The 16,240-nt window shown below is 29.7% G+C and carries 15 protein-coding genes; 4 read left to right on the top strand and 11 right to left on the bottom strand.

Going from position 1 to position 16,240, the window contains the following annotated elements; all coding sequences use genetic code 11:
• Positions 1-82: 82 nt before the first annotated feature.
• From ACTG3V_RS09265 to ACTG3V_RS09280, 4 genes are read right to left on the bottom strand one after another with little or no spacing between them, the layout of a single operon-like run.
• Complete coding sequence (locus tag ACTG3V_RS09265; protein ID WP_439131883.1) at positions 83-583, bottom strand: cupin domain-containing protein; 501 nt, start codon at positions 581-583, stop codon at positions 83-85.
• Positions 580-1,353 carry an SGNH/GDSL hydrolase family protein gene (locus tag ACTG3V_RS09270; protein ID WP_439131884.1) on the bottom strand — a complete coding sequence of 258 codons (774 nt, stop codon included), beginning with the start codon at positions 1,351-1,353 and terminating at the stop codon, positions 580-582. Before ACTG3V_RS09270 ends, ACTG3V_RS09265 begins: the two co-directional genes overlap by 4 nt.
• Entirely contained in the window at positions 1,350-1,511 is a 162-nt protein-coding gene (locus ACTG3V_RS09275) for a hypothetical protein (RefSeq protein ID WP_439131885.1), read from the bottom strand. The genes ACTG3V_RS09270 and ACTG3V_RS09275 overlap by 4 nt, the downstream gene beginning before the upstream one ends.
• A gap of 14 nt (positions 1,512-1,525) precedes the next feature.
• Positions 1,526-2,332, bottom strand: a complete 807-nt coding sequence (locus ACTG3V_RS09280; RefSeq protein WP_439131886.1) for a hypothetical protein — start codon at positions 2,330-2,332, stop codon at positions 1,526-1,528.
• A gap of 166 nt (positions 2,333-2,498) precedes the next feature.
• On the opposite strand from ACTG3V_RS09280, the gene ACTG3V_RS09285 reads away from it, so the two are divergent.
• From ACTG3V_RS09285 to ACTG3V_RS09300, 4 genes are all read left to right on the top strand, one after another.
• On the top strand, positions 2,499-3,353 hold the full coding sequence (locus ACTG3V_RS09285) for a PPK2 family polyphosphate kinase (RefSeq protein ID WP_439131887.1): 855 nt from the start codon (positions 2,499-2,501) through the stop codon (positions 3,351-3,353).
• A gap of 94 nt (positions 3,354-3,447) precedes the next feature.
• Positions 3,448-4,278 carry an exonuclease domain-containing protein gene (locus tag ACTG3V_RS09290; RefSeq protein ID WP_439131888.1) on the top strand — a complete coding sequence of 277 codons (831 nt, stop codon included), beginning with the start codon at positions 3,448-3,450 and terminating at the stop codon, positions 4,276-4,278.
• Positions 4,279-4,449: 171 nt separating this feature from the next.
• Positions 4,450-4,935 carry an ABC transporter ATPase gene (locus ACTG3V_RS09295; RefSeq protein ID WP_439131889.1) on the top strand — a complete coding sequence of 162 codons (486 nt, stop codon included), beginning with the start codon at positions 4,450-4,452 and terminating at the stop codon, positions 4,933-4,935.
• A gap of 192 nt (positions 4,936-5,127) precedes the next feature.
• Positions 5,128-8,046 carry a glycoside hydrolase family 3 N-terminal domain-containing protein gene (locus ACTG3V_RS09300; RefSeq protein WP_439131890.1) on the top strand — a complete coding sequence of 973 codons (2,919 nt, stop codon included), beginning with the start codon at positions 5,128-5,130 and terminating at the stop codon, positions 8,044-8,046.
• A 403-nt stretch (positions 8,047-8,449) separates the two neighbouring features.
• Here ACTG3V_RS09300 and ACTG3V_RS09305 read toward each other — a convergent pair whose 3' ends face one another.
• From ACTG3V_RS09305 to ACTG3V_RS09335, 7 genes are all read right to left on the bottom strand, one after another.
• Positions 8,450-9,133 (bottom strand): DUF6090 family protein, encoded by a 684-nt coding sequence (locus tag ACTG3V_RS09305; RefSeq protein ID WP_439131897.1) that lies wholly within the window; start codon positions 9,131-9,133, stop codon positions 8,450-8,452.
• Positions 9,134-9,341: 208 nt separating this feature from the next.
• Positions 9,342-10,403, bottom strand: a complete 1,062-nt coding sequence (locus ACTG3V_RS09310) for a 1-acyl-sn-glycerol-3-phosphate acyltransferase (RefSeq protein ID WP_439131891.1) — start codon at positions 10,401-10,403, stop codon at positions 9,342-9,344.
• A 169-nt stretch (positions 10,404-10,572) separates the two neighbouring features.
• On the bottom strand, positions 10,573-11,478 hold the full coding sequence (locus ACTG3V_RS09315; protein WP_439131892.1) for a bile acid:sodium symporter family protein: 906 nt from the start codon (positions 11,476-11,478) through the stop codon (positions 10,573-10,575).
• Positions 11,479-11,613: 135 nt separating this feature from the next.
• Positions 11,614-12,255 carry a DUF4159 domain-containing protein gene (locus ACTG3V_RS09320; protein WP_439131893.1) on the bottom strand — a complete coding sequence of 214 codons (642 nt, stop codon included), beginning with the start codon at positions 12,253-12,255 and terminating at the stop codon, positions 11,614-11,616.
• Between the two features lie 104 nt (positions 12,256-12,359).
• Positions 12,360-15,155, bottom strand: a complete 2,796-nt coding sequence (locus ACTG3V_RS09325; RefSeq protein ID WP_439131894.1) for an esterase/lipase family protein — start codon at positions 15,153-15,155, stop codon at positions 12,360-12,362.
• An 87-nt stretch (positions 15,156-15,242) separates the two neighbouring features.
• Positions 15,243-15,863 carry a hypothetical protein gene (locus tag ACTG3V_RS09330; RefSeq protein WP_439131895.1) on the bottom strand — a complete coding sequence of 207 codons (621 nt, stop codon included), beginning with the start codon at positions 15,861-15,863 and terminating at the stop codon, positions 15,243-15,245.
• A gap of 87 nt (positions 15,864-15,950) precedes the next feature.
• Positions 15,951-16,240 (bottom strand): hypothetical protein (locus ACTG3V_RS09335; RefSeq protein WP_439131896.1); only part of this gene is annotated, 290 nt, incomplete at its 5' end.

Here is a 16,240-nt window from a genome sequence, read left to right on the forward strand (position 1 = left end):
ACATTTTCTAGCTCCTAAATTTGATTTTTTTTGTTTACAATTAAAATAAATAAGGCCTTTTTTGCAAGGTTTTTAGAGGGTTTTACTGATGGGTAAAACGTGCAATAACATCCCTATGTTTTGGAAACTCTGTTGTTAAATTTTCACGCGTTGGCAACACAAAATCTCTAAAATCGAAACCTGGAGCCACTGTACAACCTACAAATGAAAAGGAATCTTTTTGTAAAACTTCTGCTGCAAAATAGTGATGTGCAGGTACTGTAAATTGAGGAATTTCTCCGTTTGTAAAATTATTGCCAATTAAAACATTAGAATACTCTCCTAAAGGAGAAATTACATGTAATCTTAATGCAGTACCCTTATAAAAATGCCATATTTCATCTTGACTGATTTTATGAAAAGCAGAGAATTTATCCGAAGTTAGTAAAAAATATATACTGGTACAATAGTTTCTATTTCCTTCAAAATATTCTGGTAAATTTTGCTCTAAAATTTCACCTTTACTTCTATACGTTTCTTTAAAAAAACCACCTTCAGGATGCGCCTTTAAATCGAAAAAGCCAATGAGTTCTTGTGCATTCATTCGTTAAAAATTTCAGTATTTATAATAAAATTTGCCATATCTTTTCCCCAAGTTTGATAGGCTATTTTAGAAGGATGGACGCCATCACTAAAAAAAATAGTAACATCTCCCTTTAAATTATATTTTTCTTGCCAAGATTGTAAAGTAATTAGTTCGCTATTGTAGAAAACATTTCTTTTTTTGTCAATTCCTTTCTGTAACCTTGTGCCAAAAATTTCTACTAAATTACCAACTATAAATTTTATGATGCGCGTAAATGTTGGGAATTCTTTTATTGGAGGCATATTTGTGAAGTAAATAGGCGTTTTTGGAAATTTTCTTTTCAAAGTTTTAACCAATAAGTTAATTTGGTGCATCCACAAATCAGGAGAATTTAAAGCAAAAGCATCATTGCCACCCAAACCAATTACAATAATATCTGCATTAGATTCTGCTATTTTTGGAACAATTCTCTTACGAACTAATTTAGCTGTGTAACCACTTTTGGCATACACCCTCCAAAGAATAGAGATATTTTTTTGTGATGAAATTTCTTGAGCAAGTGCACCAATAAAACCATTTTCATGAAAATCTACACCAACACCAGCAACAGTACTTTCGCCAATAGCTAATATTTTTAAAGTTTTATCTGAAGCTTTTTTTATATATCCACTAGGGTTTTTTGCTTCTGGAAGTTTGGGAACTTCTTCGCGTATTTTTTTTCCTTGAAAATACAAAATAGGCAAAAGCGGCACAGCAAGAATTGCACCTAAGTAATATTTTAAACTCAAGATACGTTGTTTTTAAATTCGTTTGCTTTTTTTATGATGGCCTTTAGTCGTTCTTTATTTTGTTGTTTTTCTAGCTTAACTTTATTGATTTTTCGATTCATTAACTTGGTGTGTTTAGCTTTATTAACCGTGTTTTTTGCTTTTCCTTTTTTTGGCATAGGTTTTAAATTTATCATAAATAAATTATCAATGGCAACTCTGGACGTAAATCAAATATTTTTTTTTGAAAGTTCTTATCAAAATACAACTCCATTACATGTTCTGATCCTTTTTTAATCAATACATTTTCAATTCCATTTAATGCTTTTATGGTTGGTGTTGAGGTATCTAGTTGAGGTGATGTAATTGTAATTTGACTTACTTTTTTAGCACCATTTGGATGTTTAAATAATGTTCTGTAAAAAGAATATTCTTCTGGAATTTTTTGTAAATCAGCTAAACTTTCAAATTGATCTGATTCAATTTCTGGGTAAACCACAAAAACTGAAGGTTCTTTAAGATTGTTTTTAGAACTCTTAGCAGCATAAATATTGGCGTTTTTTGTCATCCAATCTTGGTGATAAGCTATTTTTTTAAAAGGTATTTTATTAGTGTTGTAATCTTTTACTTTTAAAGCAATACCAAAAGGAGATGCACCATTATTTTTAAAGTTAGCTCTTTCAGAAAAATCTAAATTTTTATTTTTGGCGTTATTTTCCTCAAATTCTTTTTGATCATTTACATAAATCAATTCCAAATAATTATTTAAAAAATAAAAATAGCGCCCTGTAGTACCTTGTCCATGATGTACTTTAGATAATGAATCTGGCAACGCAATAAACCCGAGGTTAATTAATTTTTCCTTGGCTAATTTTGGTGATTCTGTCCAAATATTAAAATGATCAACTTGTAAATTTGATGATTTCTTTTGGTTTTGTTTTTCTTTATCACAAGCAGAGAAAACGAACACTAAAAATGCAATATAGTAACGAAAATTCATTTTTACTCTTTTATAGCTGTCCACACTCAGCTAATTTATCGATTTTAAACGGATAAATAAATTATTTTTAGGAATAAGATTTTTTAGAATTCTTTCTAAATCGCTACTCTAAAATTTTTAGTATCATCAACGTTTTTTCTATCTTTAAACAATAATTGGTAAATTCATGAATTTAGAAAAATATAAAGTAACATCTACTATAAAATTAAGCGATTTTGCGACCAAAGAAGTAGAAGAGGATGCCAAAAAAGCATTAAAAAAAATCAGAAAAAAAATTAGTGATTTGCAAAGTGCAATGTATGCAGAAGGCAAATATGGCTTGTTAATTTGTTTGCAAGGTATGGATACTTCAGGCAAAGATAGCCTAATAAGAGAGGTGTTTAAAGATGTAAATGCAAGTGGAGTAGAAGTGCATAGTTTTAAAGTACCAACTGCATTAGAGTTAAAGCACGATTTTATGTGGAGGCATTATATTGCTTTGCCACCAAAAGGAAAAATAGGAATTTTTAACAGAACACATTACGAAAATGTATTGGTTACAAGAGTGCATCCTAACTATATTTTTGGCGAAAATATTCCTGCTGTAAAAAGTTTGAAAGGTATTGATGATGCTTTTTATCATGATCGAATGGAAAGAATCAATCAGTTCGAAAATCATTTGGCAACGAATGGAACAATCGTCTTGAAGTTTTTCTTAAACTTATCTAAAAACGAACAAAAAAATAGATTATTAAGAAGATTACGTTTGCCAGAGAAAAACTGGAAATTTTCAGCTGGCGATTTAAAAGAGCGCAAACTTTGGGATAAGTATATGTTTTGTTATGAAGAGGTGTTGAATAAAACATCTAAAGAAAATGCGCCATGGTTTGTGGTTCCTGCTGATGATAAACCAACTGCAAGGCTTATCTTTGCCAAAATTTTGTTACAAGAATTAGAAAAGTATCATTTTGAAGCACCAACACTATCCTCTAAATTATTAGCACAATTAGACGATTTTAAGGCGCAATTGAATAACGAATAAATAAACGTATAATAGTTGCAAAGTACAAAGTTTGAAAGTAGTTAATGTTGAACTTTTAAATTTTTAAAACTGCCAATTTTACAACTAAAATAAAATGAATTTAGAACTAAAAAAGCCGATTGTATTTTTCGATTTAGAAACTACTGGTGTAAATATTGGAAACGACAGAATTGTAGAAATTTCAATTCTAAAAGTTTTTCCTAATGGAAATAAAGAAAGTAAAACTTGGCTGGTAAATCCAGAAATCGAAATTCCACAAGGAGCAACAGATGTTCACGGAATTACCAATGAAAAAGTGGTAACTGAACCAACATTTAAAGAACTAGCACCAAAAGTAAACGAAATGATTGCGGGTTGCGATTTGGCAGGATTTAATTCTAACAGGTTTGACATTCCGTTATTAGCTGAAGAATTAATGCGAGCAGGAATTGACTTTGATATGAAAAACAGAAAAGCAATTGATGTACAAGTTATTTTTCATAAAAAAGAGCAACGTACGTTAGGAGCTGGTTATCAGTTTTATTGTGGAAAAGAGTTAGAAGGAGCGCATGGAGCAGAGGCAGATACCAATGCAACTTACGAAATTTTGTTGGCTCAAGTTGAGAAATATGATGATATTGGAAATTCGGTTGACGAATTAAGTGAATTTTCCACACATGGAAAAAGAGCAGATTTCGCAGGTTTTATTTTAATGAATGATGAAGATCAAGAAATCTTTTCTTTCGGAAAATATAAAGGAAGAACCGTTGAAGAGGTTTTAAAAGAAAACCCTGGTTACCACAATTGGATTCAGAATGCAGATTTTCCTTTATATACTAAAAAAGTGTTGAAAGAGATAAAAGATAGAATGACTGCGCCAAAGAAACCTAGAATGACAGATGCCGAAAAATTGCAAGCTTTGCAACATAAGTTTAATTTGAGGTAAAAAATAACATAGCAGTGTATTCTTTTGCTAAAATTATGAAAGAACTACTTTTTTTTACTGATTTTAACAACCGAATTTTTGTAAAGAATTAACTTAAAAGGAAATCTATTTGATAAAAAAAATACAACAACCTTAATACAAGGGAGCATGCTACCTTGCAAAAACAAAAATATGTTTACAGAATATAATAATTTACCCGATAATTCTAGAGTTTGGATTTATCAAGCAGATAGAGAATTTACAGAGAAAGAAGTTCAATTTATTTCAGAAAAAGCAATTGAATTTATCAATTCATGGACAAGGCATGGAGATAATTTAAAAGGATCTTTTACCATTAAATACAATCAATTTTTAGTATTGGCTGTAGATGAAAGTTTTAATAACGTTTCTGGATGTTCTATTGATAGTTCTGTACGTTTTGTGCAAGAATTAGAAAAAGAATTAAATATTGATTTAATGAATAAAATGAACGTTACTTTTAAAGATGAAAATCATATTAATCTTGTTAAATTTGCCGATTTTCAAAGATTTGCTAAAGAACAAAAAATTACTGCAGAAACCATTGTTTTTAATAATATGGTAAATACCAAAGAAGAATTTGAAAACAATTGGGAAGTACCCGCAAAACAAAGTTGGCACAAACGCTTTTTGGTATAACAATTGATTTAAAAATACATAGCGCTACTTAATTAGCTGCGTTAAGGATTGAGCGATTTGTTTGAGCTCTTTTTTAAGAGTTTGTTCGAGTAATTTTTATGACAAAGGAAGAAAAATTGTATTGAGAATAAACCTAAAAAAAGCGAGTAGCGAAAGCCTTTTAAAACGCCCAAAAAATACTTAAAATTTACAATGAAAAAAGAGTTATTGTTATTGATGTTGGTTGTATTCACCATAACAACAAATGCACAAACCATAGACCCCTTACAAACTAGAGATTTTGAAGCGCAAGAAATTTGGGTAGATAGTGTTTTAACCCATATGTCTGTTGATGAAAAAATTGGGCAGTTGTTTATGGTGCAAGCTTATTCTAATTTAGATGATAAACACGAAGATTTTATTACTGAAATGATTACCAAATATCATGTTGGGAACTTAATTTTTATGCAAGGAACTCCAGAAAAACAGGCTGTTTTAAATAACAAATACCAAGCACTTTCTAAACTGCCTTTAATGATTGGTTTTGATGGTGAATGGGGTTTAGATATGCGTTTGCAAAACACCTACAAATTTCCATGGAATATGACTTTAGGTGCCATACAAAACGATTCTCTGGTAAAACAATTTGGCGAGCATTTAGGGAAACACTGCAAACGTTTGGGGATTCATATTAATTTTGCACCTGTGGTTGATGTAAATGTAAACCCAGAAAATCCCATAATTGGAAATCGTTCTTTTGGGGAAAGTAAAGAAAATGTAACTCAAAAAGCCATTGCATTTACCCAAGGAATGCAAAAATATGGAGTAATGGCAAATGCAAAACATTTTCCAGGACATGGAGATACAGCATCAGATTCACATTATACTCTTCCATTATTAGATTTTGATAAAGCACGATTAGATTCTATTGAATTATACCCATACAGAAAAGTTTTTGATGCCAGTATTGGTAGTGTTATGACTGCACATTTAAACATACCAAGTTTAGAATCTAATAACAATTTACCAACCTCATTGTCTAAAAATGTGGTGACAGATTTATTGCAAAAAGAATTGGGTTTTCAGGGTTTAATTATTACTGACGGGTTAAATATGAAAGGTGCAACAAATTATGCTACGTCTGCAGAAATTAATTTGGCTGCAATTAAAGCAGGTAATGATGTATTGTTAATTCCTCAAGATATACCAGCAAGTGTGCGTGTTATAAAACAAGCTTTATTGCTAAAAACATTATCTGAAGAGCGTTTAGATTTTTCGGTTCGTAAAATTTTAAAAGCAAAATATTGGATGGGTTTACACAATTACAAACCAGTTGTTTTAGAAAATTTACAAGAGGATTTAAATACTACAGATGACGAATTGTTGCATAGAAAATTGGTAAAAAATTCCATAACATTAATTAAAGATTCAAAACAGAATCTACCCATTGCCAATTTAGATTACCAGAAAATAGCCTATGTAAAATTGGGTGATGATTCAGGTAGTCATTTTTTAAAAATGCTTAAAAATTATACAAAAGTAGATGAGATTGCTGATGATAATTTAGCTGGATTACTTAAAAAACTAAAGCCTTACAATAATGTAATTATTGGTTTTCATAAATCAAACAATCACCCTTGGAAACCTTATAAATTTAGTCAAAAAGAGTTGGTTTGGTTGCAAGAAATTGCTAGAAACCATACTGTTGTTTTAGATGTGTTTACAAGCCCATATAGTTTGTTACAAATTAAAAGTTTTACTAATATCGAAACCATTTTGGTGTCTTATCAAAATAGTAAATTAGCGCAAGAACTTTCAGCACAAGCAATTTTTGGAGCGTTTAAATTAAAAGGAAAATTACCAGTTTCTATTGGTGACGATTTTAAAGAAGGTTTTGGAATAGATACCTATAGCTTAAGCAGGTTAGAATATACCATACCAGAAGAAGCCAAAATGTCTTCAACAAAACTAGCGATAATTGATACCATTGCTAAAACTATTTTAGAGGAAGAAATGGCACCTGGTTTTCAAGTTTTAGTAGCGAGAAGTGGTAAAGTAGTGTATCAAAGAAGTTTTGGATATCACACCTTAGAAAAAATAAGACCTGTTCAAAACTCTGATATTTACGATCTAGCTTCACTTACCAAGATTTTAGCTTCACTACCTTTAATCATGAAAGCTGAAGAAGAAAAAAAACTAAGCCTAACATCAACTTTAAAAGATATTTTACCAAGTTTTGAAAACACGAATAAAGCAGTGCTTTCTGTGCAATCAATTTTATCTCATTATGGCAGATTACCAGCTTGGATTCCGTTTTATTTAAAAACACAAGATAGTGTTACACATAAAAATTTACCAGATTATTACAGCACAAAAAGAAAAGGAAAGTTTAATGTAAAAGTTGCTGAAGATTTATATATCAGAAAATCTTATAAAGACAGTATTTATAAATATATTCGAGAAGTAGCTCAGCGAGAAACAGAAGGCTATAAATACAGTGATTTAGGCTATTATTTGTTTAAAGAAGTTTTAGAGCAAAAATACGGTAGTAGTTTAGATATATTAACGCATCAAAAATTTTACAGTTCTTTAGGCGCAAATAGAATGACGTATTTGCCCCTTCAAAAATTTGATAAATCTGTGATTGTACCTTCAGAAAAAGACAATTATTTTAGACATCAAATTGTACAAGGGTATGTGCACGATATGGGAGCAGCCATGTTAGGTGGTGTTGCAGGTCATGCAGGTTTGTTTGCCAATGCTAATGATGTAGCCAAGGTAATGCAAATGTATTTGCAAAAAGGTTTTTATGGAGGTAGACGTTATTTAAATTCAGACACCATAGATAAATTTAACAAACGTTATTACCAAGATAAAAAAGTAAGACGAGGTTTGGGATTCGATAAACCACAACTAGATCCAGAGGTTGAAGCCACTTGTGGTTGTGTTTCTGATGAAAGTTTTGGACATTCTGGATTTACAGGTACTTATGCTTGGGCAGATCCTGAAAGTGAAATTGTTTATGTGTTTTTGTCTAACAGAACATATCCTACCATGGAAAATAGAGGTTTGGTAAAAGAGAATATTCGGACTAAAATTCAGCAAATTATTCAAGATGCAGTTTTAAACTAGTTGCTAAAGTTGAATTTGTTTCAGTACCTCATTCTTGTTTTTTTTTTGAAGCTTTTTCCAGCTTTCACTACTCGCTTTTTTTTGGCTGAATTTATTTTCAGCATCTTACCGTTAAAAGAAAGTAATTTCATTATCAAAAACAGACATTGAATAGAGTTCAGCATAAAAAAAGAGCTCAAACAGGTCGTTCAATCTGGGCTAGACTTGTTTGCTGGCTTTTTGTAGTAAATTAATTTTTTTGTGTTGCTTCGCTAACGGTTTTGTACAAGCTTAGTTGAGTGGTTTAGCACTTAACTTTGCATGTACACACCAAACTGAAAATCTTCCAGGATTTTCAGAAGTAGACGAGAACAAGTAATTATTTATAGCCATTGTAGGGCGTTCGTTATTTTTAATTAAGTTCTCATTTGGTTAATTCATTGTCAATTAATGATATAAGTTTTTTACATTTTTTAATCATTTTCAACAAAGTTCCATTCATCCCTCCAAAATCAAGTATTGCTAAAGCGAAACCATTCTTTTGTTTTTGGTCTTTAAATATCTCTCCAAACGTTTCTTTCGATAAATTCCCAAATACTCCCATTTTTCCGTTCGACATCTGATATAGGTAGTTACTTGTCATAGAACTTATATCTTGATTTTCATAACTCCCTGGATAAAGTGTTTGTTCAGCAACTTTGTTCCAGTGGTTTTCAGTGTGTTTTAACTTTTTATAAAGCAAATCTAAATTCAATAAATCATTTTTGATTGAGTCATTTGAGATAATAGCAAAATTCCCTGAATTTTTTAGCTCTTGGTATGTGTTGTCAATTAAATAGAAACTTTTCCAAGTATAGATATCAACAAGGTGTTTATTAATAGAATTCCAATCATCCACAGATTTACCATTAATATGTTCTAATATTGTATTAGCCGAATTAATTAGAGAATAATGTGTATCAATAAATTGATTCATTTCTGTAATTGAAAGTTGTAAATCTCTTTTTATATTATTGAGATAAATTATTTCGCTATCTCTTATCTTTCTTTTTTCGTTCCAATTATTGATTGAAAGTGCAATTAAAATTCCAATTACAACAAGTATAATTTCTCAAATTGCATATTTAACATACTTTCCGGTTTTGTTTTCTATTAGTAAGTTTTGGCGAATTTTTCTAAAGAATTTTATCATTGGTTAGTGGTTTTTGAAAATGAAGCACAACTTTTTTTGGATATGCCAAGTTTTAATTCTTTATCCATTGTTAGCGAAGTTCGCTTTTTTATTTAGAAAATCAACAGGGAAATCTCTTTTTTAATTAAATCTCCTCGGAATTAGTTGGAGTACATTTCGTATAGATTAAAACTAAAAAATAAGATACAAACCAATACATTAAAGCTGTTTTCCAACCAAAGAAAAAATAGAGAATTAAGGCTTGTAACAAGTAAAAAACAGGAAAAGCAATTACGTTTACTGCATATCTCATAGTATCAACAAATTCAATTTCATTAATGTTTTTAGACATTTTTTTCCAAATGAGATAAGGGAAAAAACTATTGAGTAAAATAATGTAAAACAGCGGTTTTAAAAAGTTGGTTTGTTTTTTAGTGGGTTTTGGATAGTTGTTTTCGGCTATCATTTTATTTACGAGATCAATGTTGGTAAAATCTACATTTGCTTTATTTAAAGTATCTAAAATGGTTTTGTAGTTTTCATCATCAGGTATATGAACAGTTAGTTTTTTTAACTGACTACTAACTTTATTTTTTAAAATAGTTATGGCTTTAGGTTTTGAGTTTTCTGAAAATATTTTTCTAGAATCAATAACTTTTCCAAATTGAACGTTAACTTTACTTGGGTAATTCGAAGAATTTTGATAAGTTATCCCTACAGGGATCACAGCAATGTTTACATCAGGATTTTGCTCTAAAGCCCCAAAAACAATTCGTGTAAAACCTTTGCTTAATGGTTTTATATTTCTGTCTCTAGAATGCCCACCTTGTGGAAAAATAATTAAAGTTTCTTTACGTTTTAAAATGCTAAAACACTTTTCAAAAATTTCTTCGTTGTTAGCGAGTTGACTTCTACCATCTCTAATTCTGTAAATTGGCATTAAATTTAAAGAGGCTAGTGCTTTTTTTATGAAAGGTTTTTTAAATACATCTGCCCTTACCAAAAAATGATTTTCCCTTGGGTTAAAAGCGGTCACAAATAAAGGGTCCATCAATGCATTTGGATGATTTATAGCAAATAAAACAGCCCCTTTTTTGGGTATGTTTTCTCTACCAGAAATTAATATTTGGTTTGCATAAAAGTGCAAACTAATTTTAATAAAAATCTTTACACTTTGATACCAAATTTTTTTTAAAACTAAAAACATTAACTTAAATTATAAAACTGACAAAAGTCATAATCTATAGATATTTAATCATTTACCTTTGATGTATAGCAACAAAGAAAGTATAAAAATCTAATATGTCCCCCCAATATTAATTTATTCTTAAAAGTTGATTTCTATCATTTTGTAATCCCTATTAAAATGATAGAAATCAACTTTTTTTTCTACCCCAAAAAGTAGCCAAAGCCATCCCTGAAAATACATCCCATACTCCCCAAAAAGCAGCTAATAAAGCCATTCCTCCAAGGCCATCAAAAAAACCAAAAATTAGCAACAAACCTAAACCGCCATTTTGTATACCAGTTTCCATAGCAATAGTTTTGCAGTCTTTTTTGTTTAACTTAAAACTTTTCGCGGTATAAAAACCTAAAATAAAAGCAAAAATATTATGGAAAACAACTAGCGCCAATACATGATGAATGTGATTTACAAAAACATCTAAATTTTGTGAAAAAGCTATAAAAATCAAAGCTATAAAAACCAGCATAGAAAGTGGTTTTAACACCTTTTCAATCTTACCTGCCATTTCTGAATGATAATGTTTAATGAGCATTCCGCATATTAATGGAATACCTAATATTAATGAAACCAATTTTAATAAATCTACCCAATTAAGTTCTACCGTTTTTAAAATTTCGTTGGTTGGTTCGTATAAACTGCCCCAAAATTGCAAATTAAAAGGTGTCATAAAAATGCAAATTAAGGTTGCAAAAGCTGTTAAACTTACAGAAAGTGCTGCGTTTCCACCAGCCATTTTGCTAAAAAAGTTCGATACATTTCCTCCAGGACAAGCTGCAATCATCATCATTCCTAAAGCAAAACTTGGGTGAGGTTTTATAAATAGAATTGCCAAAAAAGTAAGTGCTGGTAATAAAATAAACTGTGATAAAACTCCAACAAAAACTATTTTAGGATTTTTAAAAAGACGTTTAAAATCATCTACAGTAATAGCTAAAGCCACGCCAAACATAATAATGGCAATGGCAATATTTAACACCCATAAACCACTTGAGTCGAAGTTTATTTTTATGGCGTCAATATTTATTTCGTTTTGCATATGGTGGTTTTTGGTTGCTAGTTTTTAGTTTTTGGTTGGTGGTTCATGGCTTAATGTTCAAAGTTTCGCATTTTAAATTAAGGTTTCTAATTTCTTGATTCTTGTATCAAAAAAGTCTTGCATCAATTTTATAAATTAATTCGTAAACGCATATTCAATAATATTTGCACCCATTTTTAAAGCTTTTTCTCTTACTTCTCTTGGATTATTATGTATGATTTGATCTTCCCAACCATCACTTAAATCGGTTTCATAATCGTAAAACACAACTAATCTACCTTGATAAAACAATCCAAAACCTTGGGCTGATTTTTTATCGTGTTCGTGAATTTTTGGTATTCCGTTTGGAAACTTAAAACTTTGATTATAAATAGGATGATTGCTTGGAATTTCTTGAAACTCTAATTTTGGAAATACTTTTTTGAGTTCTCTTCTGATAAATTTATCCAATCCATAATTATCAGAAACATGAAGAAATCCGCCAGAAATTAAATAATTACTAAGGTTTTGAGCTTCTTCATCAGAAAAATACACATTACCATGACCTGTCATAAAAAGTATAGGAAAGTTGTAAATATCTTCACTGTTTATAGCTACAGTTTGCGGATTTTTAGAAATATTGGTTTTAATATTTTTATTGGTAAAATCAACCAAATTAGGAATTGCAGTTGGGTTGGCATACCAATCTCCACCACCATTGTATTTTAAAATGGCTACATCTTGTGCGTTTGTTTGATAAAAAAGAAAGAATAAAAGTAGTATTGTAAATTGCTTCATAAATTACTGAAAAATAATTTATAGCAAGATAGTAATTTAACTTTTGTGTATAAAAAAACGCCATTAAAATTTAATGACGTTTTTGTGTTAATATTTATGGTAATTTAATTACCTGGGTCTATTGTAAGAACTGGTCCACCACCAAAACCGCCACCAAAACCGCCAGAATATTGATTGGTAACATTAAATAATTGATATTTATAATCTGTGCAACCACATTGGTTTTGCATTTTTACACCAATATTTAATTGTCCTGTACTAAAAGGTTTTACATCTATTATACTTGTGTCATTAAAATTTCTTGTAAAACTATTTGGTACAGACCATTGGTAGGTTAAACCATAAGTAGGGTCGTTATCTACTAAACTTAAAGGAGGTATTGGATGTATTACCTTTAATTTTGTCCAATTATTTGCGTAAAAATTATAGCTACCTAAAATGCTAATACTTAAAAAATTTGGTCCAGGAATACCAACCCAAACAAATTTATCTATGTATACATCTTTTTCTTGTATATATGCTTTTATATAACCTGATGCACTATTTGTACCATCAATAGCAGTAACTGTTATGCTATTATTGTTGGAGGACTGAATTTGTATATTTGAAGATGTACTCCAAGTTACAGTTAACCCACTACACGAATTTGGAATATCTAAAGTATAGGTATTTGTTTTATTGTTACATACTGCTAAATCACCCAATAAACTATCTTGATTTAGATTTTTATTTATTCTAGGGCTTTGTTGAACGCCGTTAAGTTCGTCTAATAGCCAATCTATACTTTTTTGTGTAAATGAGACGTGTTTTTCATTATTTTCAGGAGTATAATATGTGTCAAAAGGAATTTCGTTTGTACAAACTAGATCTCTATTTATATTATTGCCCCAGTTGAAATTTGAATTTTTAAAAGCCAAAGAACTTACAGTAGGTATAAACGTATGATTAGGAATAAATTCGTATATATGAACTCTGTCCAATGTGCCATCATCTACTAACTCATTTAATTCTTTTTCAACTTCTACTTTAATTTCTCCTTGACTATTTTCTGTACCACCTTGTAAAGCATCTAATGATCCATATATTAATGCATTTGTAAATGTTGAAGACATAGAGTAACCGCTAAAAACTTTATCAACTTCTCCGAAAAATATTTTGTTTGTTTGTCCAGTGTTTTTTATTAGCCATTGTTCGTTTTGAAATCCTTTTACTGAAAACCAAAGAAAATCAGCAAAACCTCTAATATCTAGTACTTTTTTCCCTGGAGTATTTACAAAATTATTTGCAGAACCATTAGCTATAGCAATATTTCTTGGTAATTGTGGAAAACCTTTAAAACTTGGTAAATTACTCTCTAGATTGGTGTGATAACGTTGAAAAAAGGACTGTGGAGAACTTGTGTCATTTAAAAATTGTAATATAAGTTGTTGTTTACCTGTTGGTGAATTTAATAGAAAATCAAATTTATCTTTTGCTTCTTGATTACCATGTACATAACCCAAAAAATATAAATTTGCCTGTGTTGCCATTGGTATATTTGCACCTAAGTGTGGGCTATCTATACTTACCCATAATTTTGTATTGTGGTTTAAATTATGTTCTTCCATATAAGCAAGTGCATATCTACTTATTTGACCTCCCATACTTGGCCCCATAATCGTTAATTTCTCACTGCTACCATTAGTAAAAGCAGTATTATTTAAATATTGATACAATGCAATATGTGCCATTGCATTACGCTCTATATAATCTGCACCACCATCTATGGTTTTACCAGAAGGTATATCTTCATAAACAGGGTGGTTTACTATAACTACATCATACCCTAATTCTCGTAGTTTTGGAATCAAATATTTAGTTTCATTGTTATCATTTTCATAACTCATTAAAGTTTCAATAGCATCAGGATATTCTTCTCCATCATTTGGGTAATCAGATTCCTGTATTTTTCGAGTGTCAAAAGGATCAAAACCATCAATAATAACAATTGGTTTTTTTAAGACTTTTTCATAATTACCTGGTGTACCATGATAAAATATACGGTATTCTAATTGCCCTAAAATGGGTACGTCATCAGGTTCATAACCCGTAAAAGGAATAGTTGCTTTTATACCACCTTCTTCAATACCATCATTGGCTTTATGTTGTAGATTGTTATTGGTTGCAGTTACATACAATTTCCCTTTTGTTGTTTTGCTTGATCCATCATTATAAGTTACCGTAAATGTAAGTGTTTTATAACCACTTGTAGTATAATTAACCCCAACGTTTTGTTTTACCAATTGCCCATTGTTAATAATAGTATGCGTGTTTTGAGAATCAAAATTAGCGGTTAATTTTACTATTTTTTTAGTGGTTTCTTCAAAAATTAAGGCATTTTTAAAATTATAAAAAACGGTTTGTCCTACAGCATATTCTTTAAGTGGCGCAATAATTAAAACTTCATTTTGTAAAAAAATAGGTTTATTATTAATTGGAACCAATACATTGTTTGTAATTTGCAATGCCCCTTTGCTATTATCATTGTCATTATAATTTACTTGATTAAATAGTGAGTTTATAACACCAATATCTACCTTGTTTTTTAATGCTAAAGAAGCATATTGTTGTCTTACAACTTCTATAGTATTAAATTTTGATTTTTTAGAAGCTCTGTACAATTCACTTAACGCTTGCTCAAAATGTTTTAGGTCTGAAATATTGTTTGCTGTACTGTTAAAGTCTGTTAAGTTGGCAATTGGTACAACCCTGTCATATAAAATATTTGTTGTAAACGTACTTTTATTTAGAGGTTTTATAAGTTTATCTACATTGTTAATAGTGTCTAAAGTTGTTGTAACTTGTGCTTTTAGTGATATGCTTACGATTAGAAAGCATACAATAAGTAATAATTTTTTCATAATTTTGAAATGTGTTAATTAATTAAAATTTTTGAGTTTTATGTATTAGTACTATTAGGGTGTTGTTACAGCAACACCTTTTTTTGTTTATGGAAATATTGTTTCATCTAAAGTGTCCCATTTTATATCAAAACGTCCTTCAGTAATTTCAATAATATCTTTTGGATTGTCTTTATTTTTCATTTTACAATTAAATGTACCTGAAACAATTCTATTATTAATATCATATCGAGTTATAATTAATTTCCCTCCATTATCAGTTGAGCAGTACCATTTATATATTTTCTCAATATCATCATAGACTCTGCAATTAATGTTGACGTTATCATTAGCGTCGAATCCGTTTTGACAATTACTTTTATTTATAATGTAAGAACTTTCCATTTTTTGTTTTAAATCTGCTATGTGAAATCTAAGCAAACTACCATTTTCACTTTTCCAGTCATCAATATAAATTTCATTATATGAAATATCATCTGGTGAAACCGAATATGTTATCCCTTTTTTAGTGCTTTTTATCCCACCATTTCCATCACGAGGTGTTAAGAGTTTACCATCCATAAAACAACCAAAGGTATTTGCTCCTGTTTTTGTTATGGCTGGTAATGTTGGTGTAAACGTTTGTTTTTCGTTGTCATTTTCACTACAACTTAATAAAGTATTTATTAGTGAAAAAAAGAATACTGTTTTAAAAATTGATGTTTTCATATTTATAAATAATTTAAGGTTAAATTTTGTTATAGATATTTTTAGTTTATTTGATACTTTCTAATTAATAGGTCTCTATGTTTTCTTTTATTTTTTAGATGAACTAAATATAGGAATAGAAATACCACCTGAAACAATTCCAGCTCCTAAAAAGGCTCCATCAATTGAGTTGGTAATTGCTCCTTTCCCTTGAGAAAATGCTATAATTCCTAAAGTTGTAGATACCATAGAAAACGAAGTTAAAACTATACCTAATGTTTTATGATTACGTCTTATTTTCTCTAATTTTAATATTGAATTAAAATCATTATAAACTTTCGGATTATCTAATTTAAATTTATTAACATTAATCTTAAAAGATTCAAGTTTTTTAAACT

Origin of the sequence: Polaribacter sp., assembly GCF_965660385.1 — a bacterium.
Classification (GTDB): Bacteria; Bacteroidota; Bacteroidia; order Flavobacteriales; family Flavobacteriaceae; genus Polaribacter.